Below are 13,693 nucleotides of genomic sequence, written 5' to 3' on the forward strand. Positions count from 1 at the left end.
GGATTTTGTAGACGATTATTCTCCGAGCGAAATACAGAAGGCTTGCCAATTGGCAAGCCTTCTTTGTGCATTCGAGTTGGGGTAGGCAAACAACAAGGCTTGCTGCTACCACGCTACGCCTACCCGAAACCCAAGTGGGAAATAGTAGCCGCTGGCGCCGTAGTCGCTCATGCCGCTGTTGTAGTGGCTGCCTGGTACAGTAGCGCGTGCGTGCGCTTGGCGCATGCCAACGCCCATGTATACGTCTACAAACACCGGCAAGGTGGGTAGGAACAGCTGGCCGCCCACCACAGCCGTGGCGCCATACCGATTGATGGTTTCCTTTTGGTCGCGGGCGCGGTATTCGTAGTACGTCAGGCCATTGGCGGCTACTTCCGGCTGCCAGCTCGACGCCCGAAACGCTAGCTCGAAATGCTGGTAGTGCGGCCCGTAACTGACGTAGAATCCTTCCTGGGGCGTTGTTCGCTCGCTGAGGTAGATGCGGTGCTGCACGGCCAGGCCGTAGCCGCGCACCATATCGCGTCCCTCGGTCAGATCGGAGGTGACGTTCTGCACCTTGCCGCGGTAGAACTGAGGCGTGAGTACCAACGCGTGCCGATGCGCCGGTCCCCACAGCCTTTCTGCGCTGATGTGGTAGCCACTCGCCATCAGCGGAACCAGATCAAACTTCACGCTATATGTCCTGACCGGCGGCACCGGCAGTTGGGCCTTCGCGGTGGGTAGGCTGCCGCATACCATGCCCCACCCTACCAGCCAGCGCGTGAGTATACCAGGGCGCATCAGTTGCTGGGCGTAATGGAAAGTTTGCTGAGCGGCGTGAGCGTGCCGTTGCGGTAACGGTACTGGTAGAGCCCACCAGGCCCTATAGCCAGCAGCTGCCCCCGGTGCGGAATTACATCCGAAACGTTTACATCGAAGGTTTGCAAGGTCTTCAGATCCGGTGTATGCTGCGTGCTGAACAGTTTCAGCTGGTCTTTGTCGCACACAAACAGCAGCGCGCTATCCACGCCCAGCCCTAGCGGGTGCTGCATGGGGTAGGTGCGAGCCAGGCGGGGTTGATTGAGGTTGGTGAGGTCAATGACCTGGAGCTGGTCGGGGCCGCCGCCGCAGGTGCGGCCGCTGCGCAGGGTCACGTAGGCAAACCGCTCGTCTACCACCACTGGGTCGCAGCTCACCACGTGCTCGTAAAACGCTAGTTGCTTGGGCTGTGCGGGCACAGAGGCATCAAAAATATACATACCCTGCTGAGTGCCCAGAAAGAGGTAGGGCGCCCGTGGGTAGATGGTTTCAATGCCCATGCTCAGGGGTACCACTTGCCCACGGGTAGGGGCAGCAGGGGTAGCCAGGTCGAACAGGCGCAGGCTTTGGTTGTCCACCACGTATAGCGTATTGTTGAGCACCGTGAAGCGCGCTAGCGACCCACCTTTGCCATCGTTGGCGGCCAGGTCGGCGCTGGCGGGATTCATGTCGCTGTTGGCGCTACACGCGCCCAGGCCCAAGGCCAGCAGCACACTGCAAAAGCGGATAAAAGTTGTAGAAAGTAGGCGCATATGTTATTAATAATAAATAGTTTATAGTTTTTGCCAGCCTATCACCACCGCGTCGGCGGGGCGGTTTGGGGCCTGATATTCAGCGGGAACGTCTCCGGCTTCGGGCATGGGCAGTTCCGGCACGGCGTCCTTCACGCGGTGTACTAGCCGGGCCTTCTGCATATCAGACATATCGAACGTGAGCAGGTCGGAGCCACTGTCGGCGTACAGCATATTGCCCTTCATGGCCACATCCACATTGCCCGGAATGCGCAGAAACGCCACCGGCTGCGGATTAGCGGGGTCGATGTTATTAATAATGTGCACGCCCTCGTACCGCTCGTTGATCAGAAGGTACGGGTCGCGGAGGTAGATTTTGCCAGTATTGTGCATGGCCTGCGGCGGCAGTACGGCCACAGCCTGCTCCAGCTGAATGCGCGGCATCAGCAGGGGCTTGTAGCGCGGCAGTGGCACCCTATCTACAGGGTCTATCATGGGGCAGGCAGTTAGGCTGAGCAGCAGCGCACCGCCTAACAGGCCAGTGTAGAGTTTGTGCATATAAGGGAAGTATAGTGTAGTAGCTATTCTGTGGAGCCCCAGCACGTCCTCGATGGTTGCATCTGGCGTTAAATAAAATAAAGCCAGATGGTTAGCCTACCTATACAACAAGAAAAAAGGCGTTGCTGAGCATAGCGGTCAATCCGCCACGCCCAACAACACCTTACAAAATTGCCGCCTACTCGGCTTATGCCACCCGAACGATAATCGTCCACAAAATCCGACCAATCCGCAGGAATCCGAGCGAATCTGTGGTCCTAGATAGCCTGACCGCCGGTCACCTCAATGCGCTGGGCATCAATCCAAGCGGCTTCGTCGGTGCACAAAAAGGCGACTACCGGCCCAATATCAGTGGGTAAGCCTACCCTACCCATCGCCGTGAGGCTGGCAATGTGGGCGTTTACTCCCTTGTTGTCGCGGGTGCGGCCACCGCCAAAATCGGTTTCAATGGCACCGGGGGCCACTATATTGGCCCGAATGCGGCGGCTGGCCAGCTCCTTCGCCTGGTATTTGGTAAGGGTTTCCGTGGCCGCCTTCATGCTGGCGTAGGTAGCGGAGTTGGGGTAGATAATGCGCGTCAGCCCCGAGGAGATGTTGATGATGCCGCCACCGTCGTTCATCAGCGCCAACGCCTTCTGCGTGAGAAAGAACGGGCCTTTGAAGTGAATATTCAGCATGTCGTCGAACTGCTGCTCCGTGACCTCAGGGTAGGGCTGGTAGAGGCCCGTACCGGCGTTGTTGATCAGGAAGTCGAACCGCTCGGTGCCGAAGGTGCTGCCTAGTGTCGCTTTCACTTGCTCCAAGAACGCGTCGAAGCTGCTTACGTTGGAAGCATCGAGCTGTAGAGCAGCAGCTTTATGGCCCTGGCCCTGAATTTCGGCTACCACGGCTTCAGCTTCTTCTTTTTTGCTGTGGTAGGTCAGCAATACGTCTAGGCCTTTCTGGGCTAGGTTCAGGGCCATGTCTTTGCCAAGGCCGCGGCTGCCGCCGGTTACGAGGGCTATTTTGGGAGTGCTCATCGAAAATAGAAAGTAGTGCGTTAGGTGAATGACACGGCAAAAGTCGGGGTAGGCCGGCGCTCTGCTCTGGTGAGTAGTTCAGATTAACTAGTGACTGTTTCCGAAGTTTCTACCCGTTGCCCGGCCCATAATTCCTCGCGGTACTGCCGGGGCGTGCAGCCCACAAAGCGCTTGAAAAACTTGGTGAAGTTGGACGGGTCATACGTAAGCTGGGCAGCCACGTCGGCCACCGACCGCCCCGCATCGGCCAGCAATTCCTTGGACACTGCTACCAGCTTGCGCTCATAAATGGCGCAGGGTGCCTCCCCAGTGGTTAGCTTAAGCGTGTTGCTGAGGTGGGTAGGATGAATACACAGTTGCCCAGCAAAATCCCGGATTTCCAGCGCCTCGGTGGCTCTACCCGCCGCCAAGTCATCAACGTGAGCGTGCACGAGGCGAGTGAAATCGGCTGTTATTTCGTGCTGGCGAGCCAGAATTTTCTTCGGAACAAGCGGTGGCATAGCAATCAACTGGATGAATAGCGCACTACGGAGCAGCTAGTATTCACCCAACCTGCAACAGCCACTTAATGTTGGTGCGCCGCGCTGGCCCGCTGCGTTACTTCAAACTGCCGCACCTCTCCCTGCTGCCAAGCATCGGCGCCGGGTAGCACGTCGGGTGCCGGAATGTCGGCCCGCTGCCGGCGCTTTTCGGCCGTCGAAATTTTCATGCGTCGGTCGCGCTGGCCTACCATAGCCGTGTCAATCTGGCCATCCTGCGTGAACCCCATCATCAGCTGTGGGCCACCGTAGGGCAGTTCCTTGTCGCGGTCGGTGTGCCAGGTATGAATGGTTTTGCCGTAGGTGCTCACTATTTGCTCCATCAACTCGTGCTCGGCCGCATCGGGTAGGCCCGGCGCCACCAGCGTCCCCGATTTCACCTCGTGGCGGTGGCTGTGCCAGAGCTTCTTTTCCTCATCGGGCAGCTTTTCAAACAAGCGCCGCGACACAATGTATTCTACCCCCATAATCTTGGCCGAGGCAGTATTGCCATCAAAAATCACAGCCTGAATGACATCTTCATTGAGCTTCGTGCAGAAGTGGTGCGCTTCCATCTGCCCGCGCATATTGCCATTGTAGAAGTGGAAGCCATCGAGGTAGATATTCATGTTGCGCAATGGCTCTTTGCCCTGCAATACGTCGGCGCCTGCTTCAAGCACCTTGGTTTTGGTTGATTTTTCGGCGCCGGGCGTCTGCACTGGCGAGCGGGTGTTTTGGTCACCGCAGGCAGATAGGAACAGGCTTAGCAACAAGGCGCAGCCGGGGGAGTAGAAGCGGTTTGCTTTCATCGGGTAGGGAGATAGGTACTTCCCTACCCTACGCGTTACCGAAGGCTCTGTTATGGCCGAGCTGCACGTGTATGCTCCGTATAGTTTTATCATCTTTATTTGATTTACGTAGGTTTGTGTATGCTAAAGCCCCTGAGCCTCGAAGACTTTTACCAGCAGAAAATACACTGGCTGCCCGATAACCTGAAGCAGGACATCGGCCACTTCAACGTGTTTCGGCTCGATGACTTTGTGGGACCGAACGCCTGCCACTTGCCCTACAGCCGCAAGGACTTCTATAAGATTACGCTCGTCACGGGCCGCAGCAACTACCACTTCGCCGACAAAACCATCGAAATCAGGGGCAACGCGCTGCTGTTTGCCAACCCGCTAGTGCCCTACGACTGGGAGCCGCTCGACGACCAGCAGTCCGGTTTCTTTTGCATTTTCACGGAGGCTTTTTTGCAGCGCTACCTGGCGGCGGGCGCCATGGAGCTACCTATGTTTAAGCCTGGCGGCCAGCCGTTGTACGCGCTTACTGATGAGCAGCTGCCTAACATCACGCAGCTCTTCAAGAAGATGGCTGCGGAGCTGGATTCCGACTATGCTTTCAAATACGACCTACTGCGTAACTACGTGTTTGAACTAATACACAGCGCCCTTAAGCTTCAGCCCGCTACTACCCTCTACAAGGAGAGCAACGCGGCTACGCGCATTGCTTCGCTGTTCACGGAGCTGCTGGAGCGTCAATTTCCCATCGAGACGCCGGGCCAACAGGTACGCCTGCGCAGTGCCCATGCCTTCGCCGGGCAGCTAGCAGTGCACGTCAACCACCTCAACCGTGCGCTGAAAGAAGTGACTGGCAAAACCACCACCCAGCTCATTGCCGACCGCCTTTTGCAGGAGGCCCACGCCCTGCTCCGGCACACCGCCTGGAACGTGGCCGAAATCAGCTATTGCCTGGGCTTCGAGGAACCGGCGCACTTCAACAACTTCTTCCGCAAGCGGGCCGGCACCACGCCTACCGCCGTGCGCGTTGTTTGATTTTCGCAAGCAATGGTTTGAACCGGGCAAGCTGCCCGCCCCACGGCCGCTCTACCTTTGCAGTGTACCAAACACGCAACTATGAGCAATTCGAAAATTTGGTTTGTCACGGGTGCCTCGCAGGGCCTTGGGCTGGCGCTGGTGCAACACCTGCTGCAAGCGGGGCACCGCGTGGCGGCTACGTCGCGCCACCCCGATACTCTTATCCAGCTTCTCGGCAACGCTTCCGAAACTTTCCTACCCTTGCACATGGACCTCAGCAACGAGACCAGTGTGCAACAGGCCATCGAGCAGGCTGTTAACACTTTCGGCGGTCTGGAGGTAGTCGTCAATAATGCCGGCTACGGCATTGGGGGCAGCGTAGAAGAGCTGAGCGATGCCGAAACCCGCCAATCGTTTGAGGTGAATGTGTTCGGGGTATTGCGCGTCATTCGGCACGCGCTGCCGCACATGCGCGCCGCCCGCGCCGGGCACATTATCACTATTTCGTCGATTGCGGCGCTAGCCGGCACTGCGGGCTGGTCAGTGTATTCGGCCGCCAAAGCGGCCGTGAGTGCTATGTCGGAAGGGCTGGCGCAGGACGTGGCCCCGTTCGGCATCCGGGTAACGGCCGTGGAGCCCGGTGGTTTCCGCACCAATTTTCTCACTCCCGAATCGTTGGTGTTTGCTGCCCAGCCCCTCGCAGACTACCAGACGGTGCGCGACACACACGCCCGGTACCTGGCCCTGAACGGCATCCAGGCCGGCGACCCAGCGAAGGCAGCAGTAGCCATTGAGCAGCTAGCTGCCGAGCCTACCCCGCCCGTGCACCTACTGCTGGGGCAGGATGCCTACCGCCGGGCTACCCAACAGCTACAGGCCCGTTTGCAGGAAACGGAGGCCTGGAAGGCCGTAACGGTTTCCACTGACTTCGCGCAGTAACCAACGCCAAGTTAAGAAAACATGATTTTTTGGCTTCCGATACGGTAAACTGCCGTTTGGTGCGTCTTTATAAGAGTAGCCCGCTGGCCTACCCTCCCTCACACCTCACCTACTGCTTGCATGCTTTATCTATTCGGAAGTCTAGCCCTTAGTGACTCATTGTCTTACAACGAAACGCTTCAACCACATGACTTCTCAGCAAAACAAAAACATTTGGTTTGTGACCGGCGCCTCGAAGGGGCTGGGTCTGACCTTGGTGCAGCACCTGCTGGCCCGCGGCTATGCGGTGGCTGCCACCTCCCGCAACCTGACCGAACTCCAACAGAACGTGCCGCCTAACGAAGACCGTTTTCTACCCCTGCACATGGACCTCGCCAACGAGGCCAGCGTACGCCAGGCCATCGAGCAGACAATTAAGACGTTTGGCCGCCTGGACGTGGTGGTCAACAATGCCGGCTACGGCCAAGTAGGCGCCCTGGAAGAACTCTCCGACAAAGAAGCCCGCCGCAATTTCGACGTGAACGTGTTTGGGCTGCTGCACGTGCTGCGGCATGCTACCCCTCACCTGCGCCAGCAGGGTGCGGGCCGCGTGTTCAATATTTCCTCCGTCGGCGGTTTCATGGGCGACTTTCCCGGTTGGGGTATCTACTGCGCCACCAAGTTTGCCGTAGCAGGCCTCACCGAATCGTACGCGGCCGAGGTGCAGGAGTTTGGCGTGCAGGCCAGCGTGGTGTACCCTGGCTATTTCCGCACCGATTTTCTAACCGCAGGCTCGTTGGGCACGCCCCGGCAGCCGCTGGCCGCCTACCAAGCCGTGCGCGACTCTCAGCAGCAGCACGAGCAGCAGATCAACGGCAACCAGCCCGGCGACCCGGAAAAAGCCGCCGCCGTGCTGCGCGAGTTGAGTGAAGCCCCTCAGCAGCCCGTACACGTTTTTCTGGGCGAAGATGCCTACCAGATGGCCGACCAGAAAATAGCTACCGTGCAGCAACAGATGCAGCAGTGGCAACACCTGGCCGCGGCTACCAATCTATCCGTTGAGGCTTAAAACGTTAAGCAGCCGCTGAAGCTAGCCTTGCAAACCGTCCAAAAGGCGACGAGACGCATCCTGGCTGAACGATTTTGTACACACGGCGCGGACGATGAGATGCCAGGATGCGTCTTGTCACCTTTCGGGTAGCCCGGAACATAACATAAACAGTTTACAAGGTAGTAGGTTGTTTCAGACTCAAAGGCCCGCAGTTATCCGCGGGCCTTTTTTTGTGGCAGACAACCAATCTTTTTTAAATCAGTTTCTCCCTATATATCTGCCCGGTTTTTGCGGCTTTTGATTCTCCCAAATTGTCCATTACTCTTCTTGTTCTTTGCGCACAGCTACGCTTCTTCTCCTGACCTTTTTTATATCTGCAACTGCCTTTTGCCAAAGCACTTACCGCCGTGTAGTCGCTAAACCCGGCGACGGCGTGCATACGTTGCTCTACCGCCACGGCCTTACCCCCAGCCAGCACGGCCGGCAGTTTCGGGAGCTGAATAAAAAGAATCTGACGAGCCGCAATGGCCTGATTGTAGGCCGCACTTACCTCCTACCCCGCAAAACGGCTACCCCTGCCAAGGCCACCAGCAAGGCGCGGGCCAGCACTGCGCCGGCAACTACTGCCAGCCGCACCGCTATTTCACCACGTGCCCTGTATGGCCCCAAATATGGCCCGGCGCCCGTGCGCGACCATCTCCTGCGCGGTGCGGTGTACTACCTCTCGCCCGGCCACGGTGGCCCCGATCCCGGCGCCATCGGCACGTACGGCACCAGCAAACTAGCGGAGGATGAATACGCTTACGACATCACCCTGCGTCTGGCCCGCGTGCTGATGGCCCACGACGCTACCGTATATATGATGGTGCAAGACCCCAACGATGGCATCCGCGACGAGAGTGTGCTGAAGATGGACAACGACGAAGTCACCTACCCCAACCAGGTGATTCCGCTGAACCAGTTGGCCCGGTTGCGCCAGCGCATTACGCAGGTAAACAAGCTCCACGCCCGCCACAAGGGGGCCTACCAGCGCCTGCTCTGCCTGCATGTGGATAGCCGCAGCGCCGGCCAGAACATCGACGTATTTTTCTACCACCATGCCAACAGCAAAGCGGGTCTCAACCTTGCTAAGAACATTCACAAGGTCTTCACGGCCCGTTACAAACGTGCCCAGCCCAATCGGGCCACCTACTCCGGCAACGTGTCTATCCGCAGCACGCTATATGAAGTGCGCACCAGCCACGCCCCCGCCGTGTTTATGGAGCTTGGCAACATCCGCAACGCCAAAGACCAGCGCCGCTTTCTGGTTCCCGACAACCGCCAGGCCCTGGCCAACTGGATCTGCGACGGGTTGATAGCCGATTACCGCGGGCGCAAATAAGGTAGCCCCAACTCTTCACGGGTTCATCAACAGAAAAAACAGGTTGTGGTACAAAATGCCCTGCTCGCCATCGTGGATGCCATCCAGTCCGGCGTCTTCCATCAGAGCTTCCACCTCCTCATAGTCCTGCAAGAAGTCGATTTCCACGTCTTCCGAATCGGCTGGTTGCGTGTGCACCAGGTAGCGACGCTTCGGTTCTAGCGTGATAAATAGCTTCTGGTACCGGGTTTGGGCAATGAGCAGCGCCTCATACGTATCCACGGTTTCCTCGTCTATGTGAACGAAGACGGTTGTCTTTTCGCTTTCGGGCGTGTGGTGCAGGAAGCTGGCAAGGTCGAGAGGCATAGTGCAGAGGGTAGCCATATGGTGCTATTTCGAAGGTAAGTGTTTCAAACTGGTTTGTGCTTACTGAAAAATGCAGCGTTCTACCTCACTACAACTGTTGGCTGCTTCACCCTGTTAAATTTCAAAAAGAAACCCCGACTCAGGCCGGGGTTTCTTTTTAGAGGGGTAGCGGTATCAGATATTAAGCTTCACTAGTTTCATACCCAACTGATTTTTCTTTTTGTAGTAATCGGCTATCATCACGTAACCGGGCTTTGCCGGATACAGGTAAGAGTAGTTAGCTGCACTGGCCATATTAATCTTGTCTTCCAAGTACTGCCCGTTGTCGCCGAAAGCAATGTTGCCGATAACACGCTTAGTGCCTTCCCCTTTTTCCTTATCAAAATTGATATATACCACGTTGAATTGCGTACTAGCGTCGTTGCGCTGCATAAACTGGTAGTCAAAATCACCCTGCGACTTGATGACGTGCCCTAACAAACCGGCGCTCATCAGGCCAGAACCGGGAGGAAGGGTAGCATTGGATGGGTCTTTCTGATAAAACTTAACCTTTGAAAGCTTTGCCTCCGAATCGAGTTCGAAAACCAGCATATTCCCGATTTTTCCTTTCGAAACGCTAACCTTGCCACCCATAGCCCGCAGTGCAATACCCATTCCGTCGCCCACAATCTTGAACTGCTCGGCCACGATGTACATCTTGCCGTTAGCCCCCTTCACAATAGATTGGGTATAGTTCACGTAGTTATCTTCCATGCTGGCCTTTGCTTCGGCGGGCATAAGGGCCATCACCTCTTTTTGCCAACCGTAGTTTTTGGTACTCACTGCTTTGCCCGCTTCGGAGAAGCGTTTGATGAAAAAGCCCTGACTTTTGTTTACAAAAGGCTTATCATCAAGCTTGTAATATTCGCCAACGGCTACAAACTCACGCTTTTCTGCGTCGAAGGTAAACGAGCTAAGCGAAAGCTGCTCGGTCTTGCTTGTTTCTACCGGCACGTCCAGCACTTTCTTTCCTGTAGCTGCATTAATGGCTATCATGGAGGAGCTTATTTGCTTCGATAACATGCCATCTTTCCGCATCATAATGCCCAGGATGTATTTATCAGTTGCTTCCGTAAGGCTGACCATCTCGTAGAGTTTCGACTTTTCATCGGAGGCCAAGCGCCATTTTGCCTTGGCATTATCGTCGTACATCACGAGGGCGTAGCCTTTAGCCATACCAGTGTAGCTGTTGCGCACAAACCCATGACCAGGCACCGGAAAAAGATCCATTTTACCCGATACACTGCTGGCTTCTCCGTCCTGTTTTATCTGGTTTTGGATGATCATCTTGTCGACTTTCGACAAGTCCTCGATTACTTTACTTCCTAGCTTTTTCAGGCTGGTATCGTAGGTTTCAATTTCCAATGTTTCGTCCTTCAGATTGCAGAAGTAGAAGGCGAAGGCAGTACCGTTGAAGCTGTTTTTTAGCAGCGTAAATCGGTTGGCAGGCTTTTGAATCGTGATGTTGGATACTTTGCCTAAGTCTTGATCATAGAAGTCAAGTATATAATTATCGGTTTTCCGGTCGGCTTTGTCGCCCCGACCAAACATTAGATACCCTTTCACTTCGTTGCCAGCATAAATTGGTGACAGCGCCGAGCGGGTCATATTCTCGATGCCATCAAGCGTTTTGGTTTGCGCGAAAGCCGCCGACGTTGCCAGCGCAAAGCAGGCCGTCAGAGCTGCCCGTTTAATACATAACATAAAACAAAGGGTAAGAAGTGAGGAATAAGCTGTTCTGAAAAAAGTGGAAGAGTAGAAGTTGTCAGCGATGCGCGGCTGCTGTTTTCGGCCGCGGCGCCGAAAACAGCAGCTTATCGAATTTGCCTCCCGCATATTGCTTTTGGTACTGCACTTTGAGAGCTGCCGCCGCTGTCGTCTCGGTGGCTAGCGCACGAGCCGCATAGCAGGCGGCTAGGTCGTATTCGTCAGTGGGAGCAGTTGCATCCAGCCCGGTCTTCTCTGCGAAGCAGGTACTTATGCCTCCAAAATCATCGAGTCGGAGGTCGTATAAACTCAGCAGTAGCTTATTAAAGCTGGCAGGGTTTTGCTCTGATCTATTGGATACTACTTCGGTATAGGTATGCTGCTGCAAATGCTGTCGTAAGGCGTACAAGCTTAGCAACACTACTGAGCGCAGGTAGGTATTCTGCGGCTGCTGAGGCAGAAGTTGTAATGCTTCAAACAGGGCGTGGTCGTAGCAGTCGTAGTCAAACCAGCTCTGCACAACCTCCAGCCGACTAATTTGGCGAATACGTGCAAACGCTGGCGAACTAACAGGCTGTGGGCCTTCGGCTACCCGACCTTGCGCTAGTGTTGACATGAAACGCATCCGCTTTGCACAATCGGGGTGCGACTTAAGGGTATCCGTTGTTTGCAGGGCTGTTTTCTCTGCTGCCTTCACCGTAAAGATGGACTGTGGCTTCGTGGGAGCGGCCTCAAACAATTTGGGGAAAGCAGTGCAGCTAAAGTAGGCTGATAGTGCTAATGGCGCCGTTGTTTCTGGCTCGTCAATGTTATCCAGGAGCTGCAAGGCCCGGTAGGCTTGTGTGGCATCGTAGCCAGTATGGGTTAGCAACACGTACCCGAGCGAATCGGCTTGCTTCTCGTGGCGGCGACTGTGGTAGTTGTTGTTGAGAGTAAAGCCTAATGCCAGTGCTTTGATTTTAGAGCTGATGTTATACTCTGAGTTAATAATGCGACGAAACTCTCGCTTTAGCTCCTGGCTGTGCAGGGTAGTAAGTTGCTCCTGCATGCTACTCTCCATATGTCGACACGCCACGTGAGCTAACTCATGACATAAAATAAAGGCCAGTTGATCTTCATTTTCCAGTCGGGGTAGCAGGCCAACGTTCAGCATCACGATACCACTACCTACGGCATGAGCGTTGGGCTCAGGGTTTCGGGTGAGTATTAGCTTTGCGGAAGCAGGCAACTGCGAGTTAGCCTGCACGATGCGGCTAAACACCTGCTGCACATATGGTTCTAGCTCTGAATCAAGCAAAGCCGAATAGCGAATGGAATTGAAAACGTCCTCGGATGCTTCTTGTACTACCTTCTGATAATGTTCGCGGTACTCTTTCGAACCGCCTTTTGGCAGTGTAAAATGTGCTTTTACTGCACTACGATGTAGAACTGCTAGTTTATAAACCCGAGCTGTATCCTTGGAATAGTAGGGTAAATACGGTTTCTCTTGCGCAAGACCCGAATAGGTAGATGCTACATACAGCAACAATAAACACAACATTCGCAGCATGAAAATGCTATATCAGTATTCTAGCTTATATTATTTACAAAATCACTCACAAGCTAAACTCATGCCATTTATATTAATAAAATCATATTATAAAAAACGCCTGCCCTTGTAGACACGTCGTGAATATGGTAGGCTAGTTAAACTTACCAGAAGCCCAGATAGCATGCTTATTCTTTCATCCACCCACCTACAAAGAAATGCCCGACGCTGAAGCTCAGCGGCGGGCATTTCTATAACAATAACAACAATCCAATTACTGCCCCAGCACCATCGCAAATACCAGCGGCGCTACAATCGTCGCGTCCGATTCGATAATGTACTTGGGCGTATCCTGGCCCAGCTTGCCCCAGGTGATTTTCTCGTTCGGTACAGCGCCGGAGTAAGAACCGTAGCTGGTAGTCGAATCTGAAATCTGGCAGAAGTAGCCCCACAGCGGCACCGAAGTACGCTGCAAATCCTGGTGCAGCATAGGCACCACGCAAATGGGGAAGTCGCCGGCAATGCCGCCGCCAATCTGGAAGAAGCCTACCTTGCTTTCCTCGGTGGCTTGCTGGGTGTACCACTCGGCCAAGTAGATCATGTACTCGATGCCGGTGCGCACGGTGTGTACGTTCTTCACATCGCCGCTGATAACGTGACCAGCGAAGATGTTGCCCAGGGTAGAGTCTTCCCAGCCGGGGCAGATGATAGGCAAGTTTTTCTCGGCGGCGGCCAGCATCCAGGAGTCTTTGGGGTCAATCTGGTAGTACTGCTCCAGCTCGCCCGACTTCAGAATCTGGTAGAAAAACTCGTGCGGGAAGTACCGTTCGCCGGCCTTGTCGGCCTTCTCCCAGAACTTCAGCACCGAGTGCTCGAGGCGGCGCATGGCTTCTTCCTCGGGGATGCAAGTGTCGGTCACGCGGTTCATGTGGCGCTCCAGCAGGGCCTGCTCGTCGGCGGGGGTCAGGTCGCGGTAGTTGGGCACGCGCTCATAGAAGTCATGTGCTACTAAGTTGAAGATATCCTCCTCCAGGTTAGCGCCGGTGCAGCTGATAATCTGCACTTTATCCTGCCGAATCAGCTCAGCTAATTGAATACCCATTTCGGCGGTGCTCATGGCGCCGGCCAGCGTAATCATCATCTTACCACCCTCGGCGAGGTGCTTGTTATAGCCTTCAGCGGCATCAATCAGAGCCGCAGCGTTGAAGTGGCGGTAGTGGTGCTTAAGGAAGTTAGTAACGTTCATTGAGTCGTGTGTTCTGTACTTATGGATGTCAATGTTCTAT

At 55.1% G+C, this 13,693-nt stretch carries 14 protein-coding genes; 4 read left to right on the plus strand and 10 right to left on the minus strand.

Going from position 1 to position 13,693, the window contains the following annotated elements:
• Positions 1-105: 105 nt before the first annotated feature.
• From MUN82_RS10670 to MUN82_RS10695, 6 genes are all read right to left on the minus strand, one after another.
• Positions 106-780, minus strand: coding sequence for a hypothetical protein (locus MUN82_RS10670; RefSeq protein ID WP_245097372.1), 675 nt, complete (start codon positions 778-780; stop codon positions 106-108).
• On the minus strand, positions 780-1,550 hold the full coding sequence (locus tag MUN82_RS10675; RefSeq protein WP_245097373.1) for an LVIVD repeat-containing protein: 771 nt from the start codon (positions 1,548-1,550) through the stop codon (positions 780-782). The genes MUN82_RS10670 and MUN82_RS10675 overlap by 1 nt, the downstream gene beginning before the upstream one ends.
• Positions 1,551-1,571: 21 nt before the next feature.
• Positions 1,572-2,087 (minus strand): LVIVD repeat-containing protein, encoded by a 516-nt coding sequence (locus MUN82_RS10680; protein ID WP_245097375.1) that lies wholly within the window; start codon positions 2,085-2,087, stop codon positions 1,572-1,574.
• Positions 2,088-2,344: 257 nt separating this feature from the next.
• The gene (locus MUN82_RS10685) at positions 2,345-3,106 is read right to left on the minus strand and encodes an SDR family NAD(P)-dependent oxidoreductase (RefSeq protein ID WP_245097376.1); all 762 of its coding nucleotides are present in this window, start codon (positions 3,104-3,106) and stop codon (positions 2,345-2,347) included.
• Between the two features lie 83 nt (positions 3,107-3,189).
• Complete coding sequence (locus tag MUN82_RS10690; RefSeq protein WP_245097378.1) at positions 3,190-3,606, minus strand: helix-turn-helix domain-containing protein; 417 nt, start codon at positions 3,604-3,606, stop codon at positions 3,190-3,192.
• A gap of 65 nt (positions 3,607-3,671) precedes the next feature.
• On the minus strand, positions 3,672-4,433 hold the full coding sequence (locus tag MUN82_RS10695) for an OBAP family protein (protein ID WP_245097380.1): 762 nt from the start codon (positions 4,431-4,433) through the stop codon (positions 3,672-3,674).
• Positions 4,434-4,553: 120 nt separating this feature from the next.
• Here MUN82_RS10695 and MUN82_RS10700 point away from each other — a divergent pair, with 120 nt between their 5' ends.
• From MUN82_RS10700 to MUN82_RS10715, 4 genes are all read left to right on the plus strand, one after another.
• A complete protein-coding gene (locus MUN82_RS10700) occupies positions 4,554-5,456 on the plus strand; it encodes a helix-turn-helix domain-containing protein (protein ID WP_245097382.1) in 903 nt (300 codons plus the stop codon).
• An 81-nt stretch (positions 5,457-5,537) separates the two neighbouring features.
• Positions 5,538-6,377 (plus strand): SDR family NAD(P)-dependent oxidoreductase, encoded by an 840-nt coding sequence (locus tag MUN82_RS10705; RefSeq protein ID WP_245097384.1) that lies wholly within the window; start codon positions 5,538-5,540, stop codon positions 6,375-6,377.
• Positions 6,378-6,564: 187 nt separating this feature from the next.
• The gene (locus MUN82_RS10710) at positions 6,565-7,425 is read left to right on the plus strand and encodes an SDR family oxidoreductase (protein ID WP_245097386.1); all 861 of its coding nucleotides are present in this window, start codon (positions 6,565-6,567) and stop codon (positions 7,423-7,425) included.
• A gap of 415 nt (positions 7,426-7,840) precedes the next feature.
• On the plus strand, positions 7,841-8,788 hold the full coding sequence (locus MUN82_RS10715) for an N-acetylmuramoyl-L-alanine amidase family protein (protein WP_311136438.1): 948 nt from the start codon (positions 7,841-7,843) through the stop codon (positions 8,786-8,788).
• Between the two features lie 15 nt (positions 8,789-8,803).
• Here MUN82_RS10715 and MUN82_RS10720 read toward each other — a convergent pair whose 3' ends face one another.
• From MUN82_RS10720 to MUN82_RS10735, 4 genes are all read right to left on the minus strand, one after another.
• The gene (locus MUN82_RS10720; protein WP_245097388.1) at positions 8,804-9,133 is read right to left on the minus strand and encodes a hypothetical protein; all 330 of its coding nucleotides are present in this window, start codon (positions 9,131-9,133) and stop codon (positions 8,804-8,806) included.
• Between the two features lie 174 nt (positions 9,134-9,307).
• Entirely contained in the window at positions 9,308-10,876 is a 1,569-nt protein-coding gene (locus MUN82_RS10725) for a DUF6770 family protein (RefSeq protein ID WP_245097390.1), read from the minus strand.
• A gap of 61 nt (positions 10,877-10,937) precedes the next feature.
• Positions 10,938-12,176, minus strand: coding sequence for a M48 family metallopeptidase (locus MUN82_RS10730; protein ID WP_245097392.1), 1,239 nt, complete (start codon positions 12,174-12,176; stop codon positions 10,938-10,940).
• Between the two features lie 505 nt (positions 12,177-12,681).
• Complete coding sequence (locus MUN82_RS10735; protein WP_245097394.1) at positions 12,682-13,653, minus strand: deoxyhypusine synthase family protein; 972 nt, start codon at positions 13,651-13,653, stop codon at positions 12,682-12,684.
• Positions 13,654-13,693 lie beyond the last annotated feature (40 nt).

The sequence above is a fragment of the Hymenobacter aerilatus genome (genome assembly GCF_022921095.1).
Taxonomy (GTDB): Bacteria; Bacteroidota; Bacteroidia; order Cytophagales; family Hymenobacteraceae; genus Hymenobacter; species Hymenobacter aerilatus.

What these genes read in the sequence shown, in the direction of transcription:
- MUN82_RS10670 (WP_245097372.1), bottom strand. Translation starts at nt 780, where the DNA reads ATGCGCCCTGGTATACTCACGCGCTGGCTGGTAGGGTGGGGCATGGTA.
- MUN82_RS10675 (WP_245097373.1), bottom strand. Translation starts at nt 1,550, where the DNA reads ATGCGCCTACTTTCTACAACTTTTATCCGCTTTTGCAGTGTGCTGCTG.
- MUN82_RS10680 (WP_245097375.1), bottom strand. Translation starts at nt 2,087, where the DNA reads ATGCACAAACTCTACACTGGCCTGTTAGGCGGTGCGCTGCTGCTCAGC.
- MUN82_RS10685 (WP_245097376.1), bottom strand. Translation starts at nt 3,106, where the DNA reads ATGAGCACTCCCAAAATAGCCCTCGTAACCGGCGGCAGCCGCGGCCTT.
- MUN82_RS10690 (WP_245097378.1), bottom strand. Translation starts at nt 3,606, where the DNA reads ATGCCACCGCTTGTTCCGAAGAAAATTCTGGCTCGCCAGCACGAAATA.
- MUN82_RS10695 (WP_245097380.1), bottom strand. Translation starts at nt 4,433, where the DNA reads ATGAAAGCAAACCGCTTCTACTCCCCCGGCTGCGCCTTGTTGCTAAGC.
- MUN82_RS10700 (WP_245097382.1), top strand. Translation starts at nt 4,554, where the DNA reads ATGCTAAAGCCCCTGAGCCTCGAAGACTTTTACCAGCAGAAAATACAC.
- MUN82_RS10705 (WP_245097384.1), top strand. Translation starts at nt 5,538, where the DNA reads ATGAGCAATTCGAAAATTTGGTTTGTCACGGGTGCCTCGCAGGGCCTT.
- MUN82_RS10710 (WP_245097386.1), top strand. Translation starts at nt 6,565, where the DNA reads ATGACTTCTCAGCAAAACAAAAACATTTGGTTTGTGACCGGCGCCTCG.
- MUN82_RS10720 (WP_245097388.1), bottom strand. Translation starts at nt 9,133, where the DNA reads ATGCCTCTCGACCTTGCCAGCTTCCTGCACCACACGCCCGAAAGCGAA.
- MUN82_RS10725 (WP_245097390.1), bottom strand. Translation starts at nt 10,876, where the DNA reads ATGTTATGTATTAAACGGGCAGCTCTGACGGCCTGCTTTGCGCTGGCA.
- MUN82_RS10735 (WP_245097394.1), bottom strand. Translation starts at nt 13,653, where the DNA reads ATGAACGTTACTAACTTCCTTAAGCACCACTACCGCCACTTCAACGCT.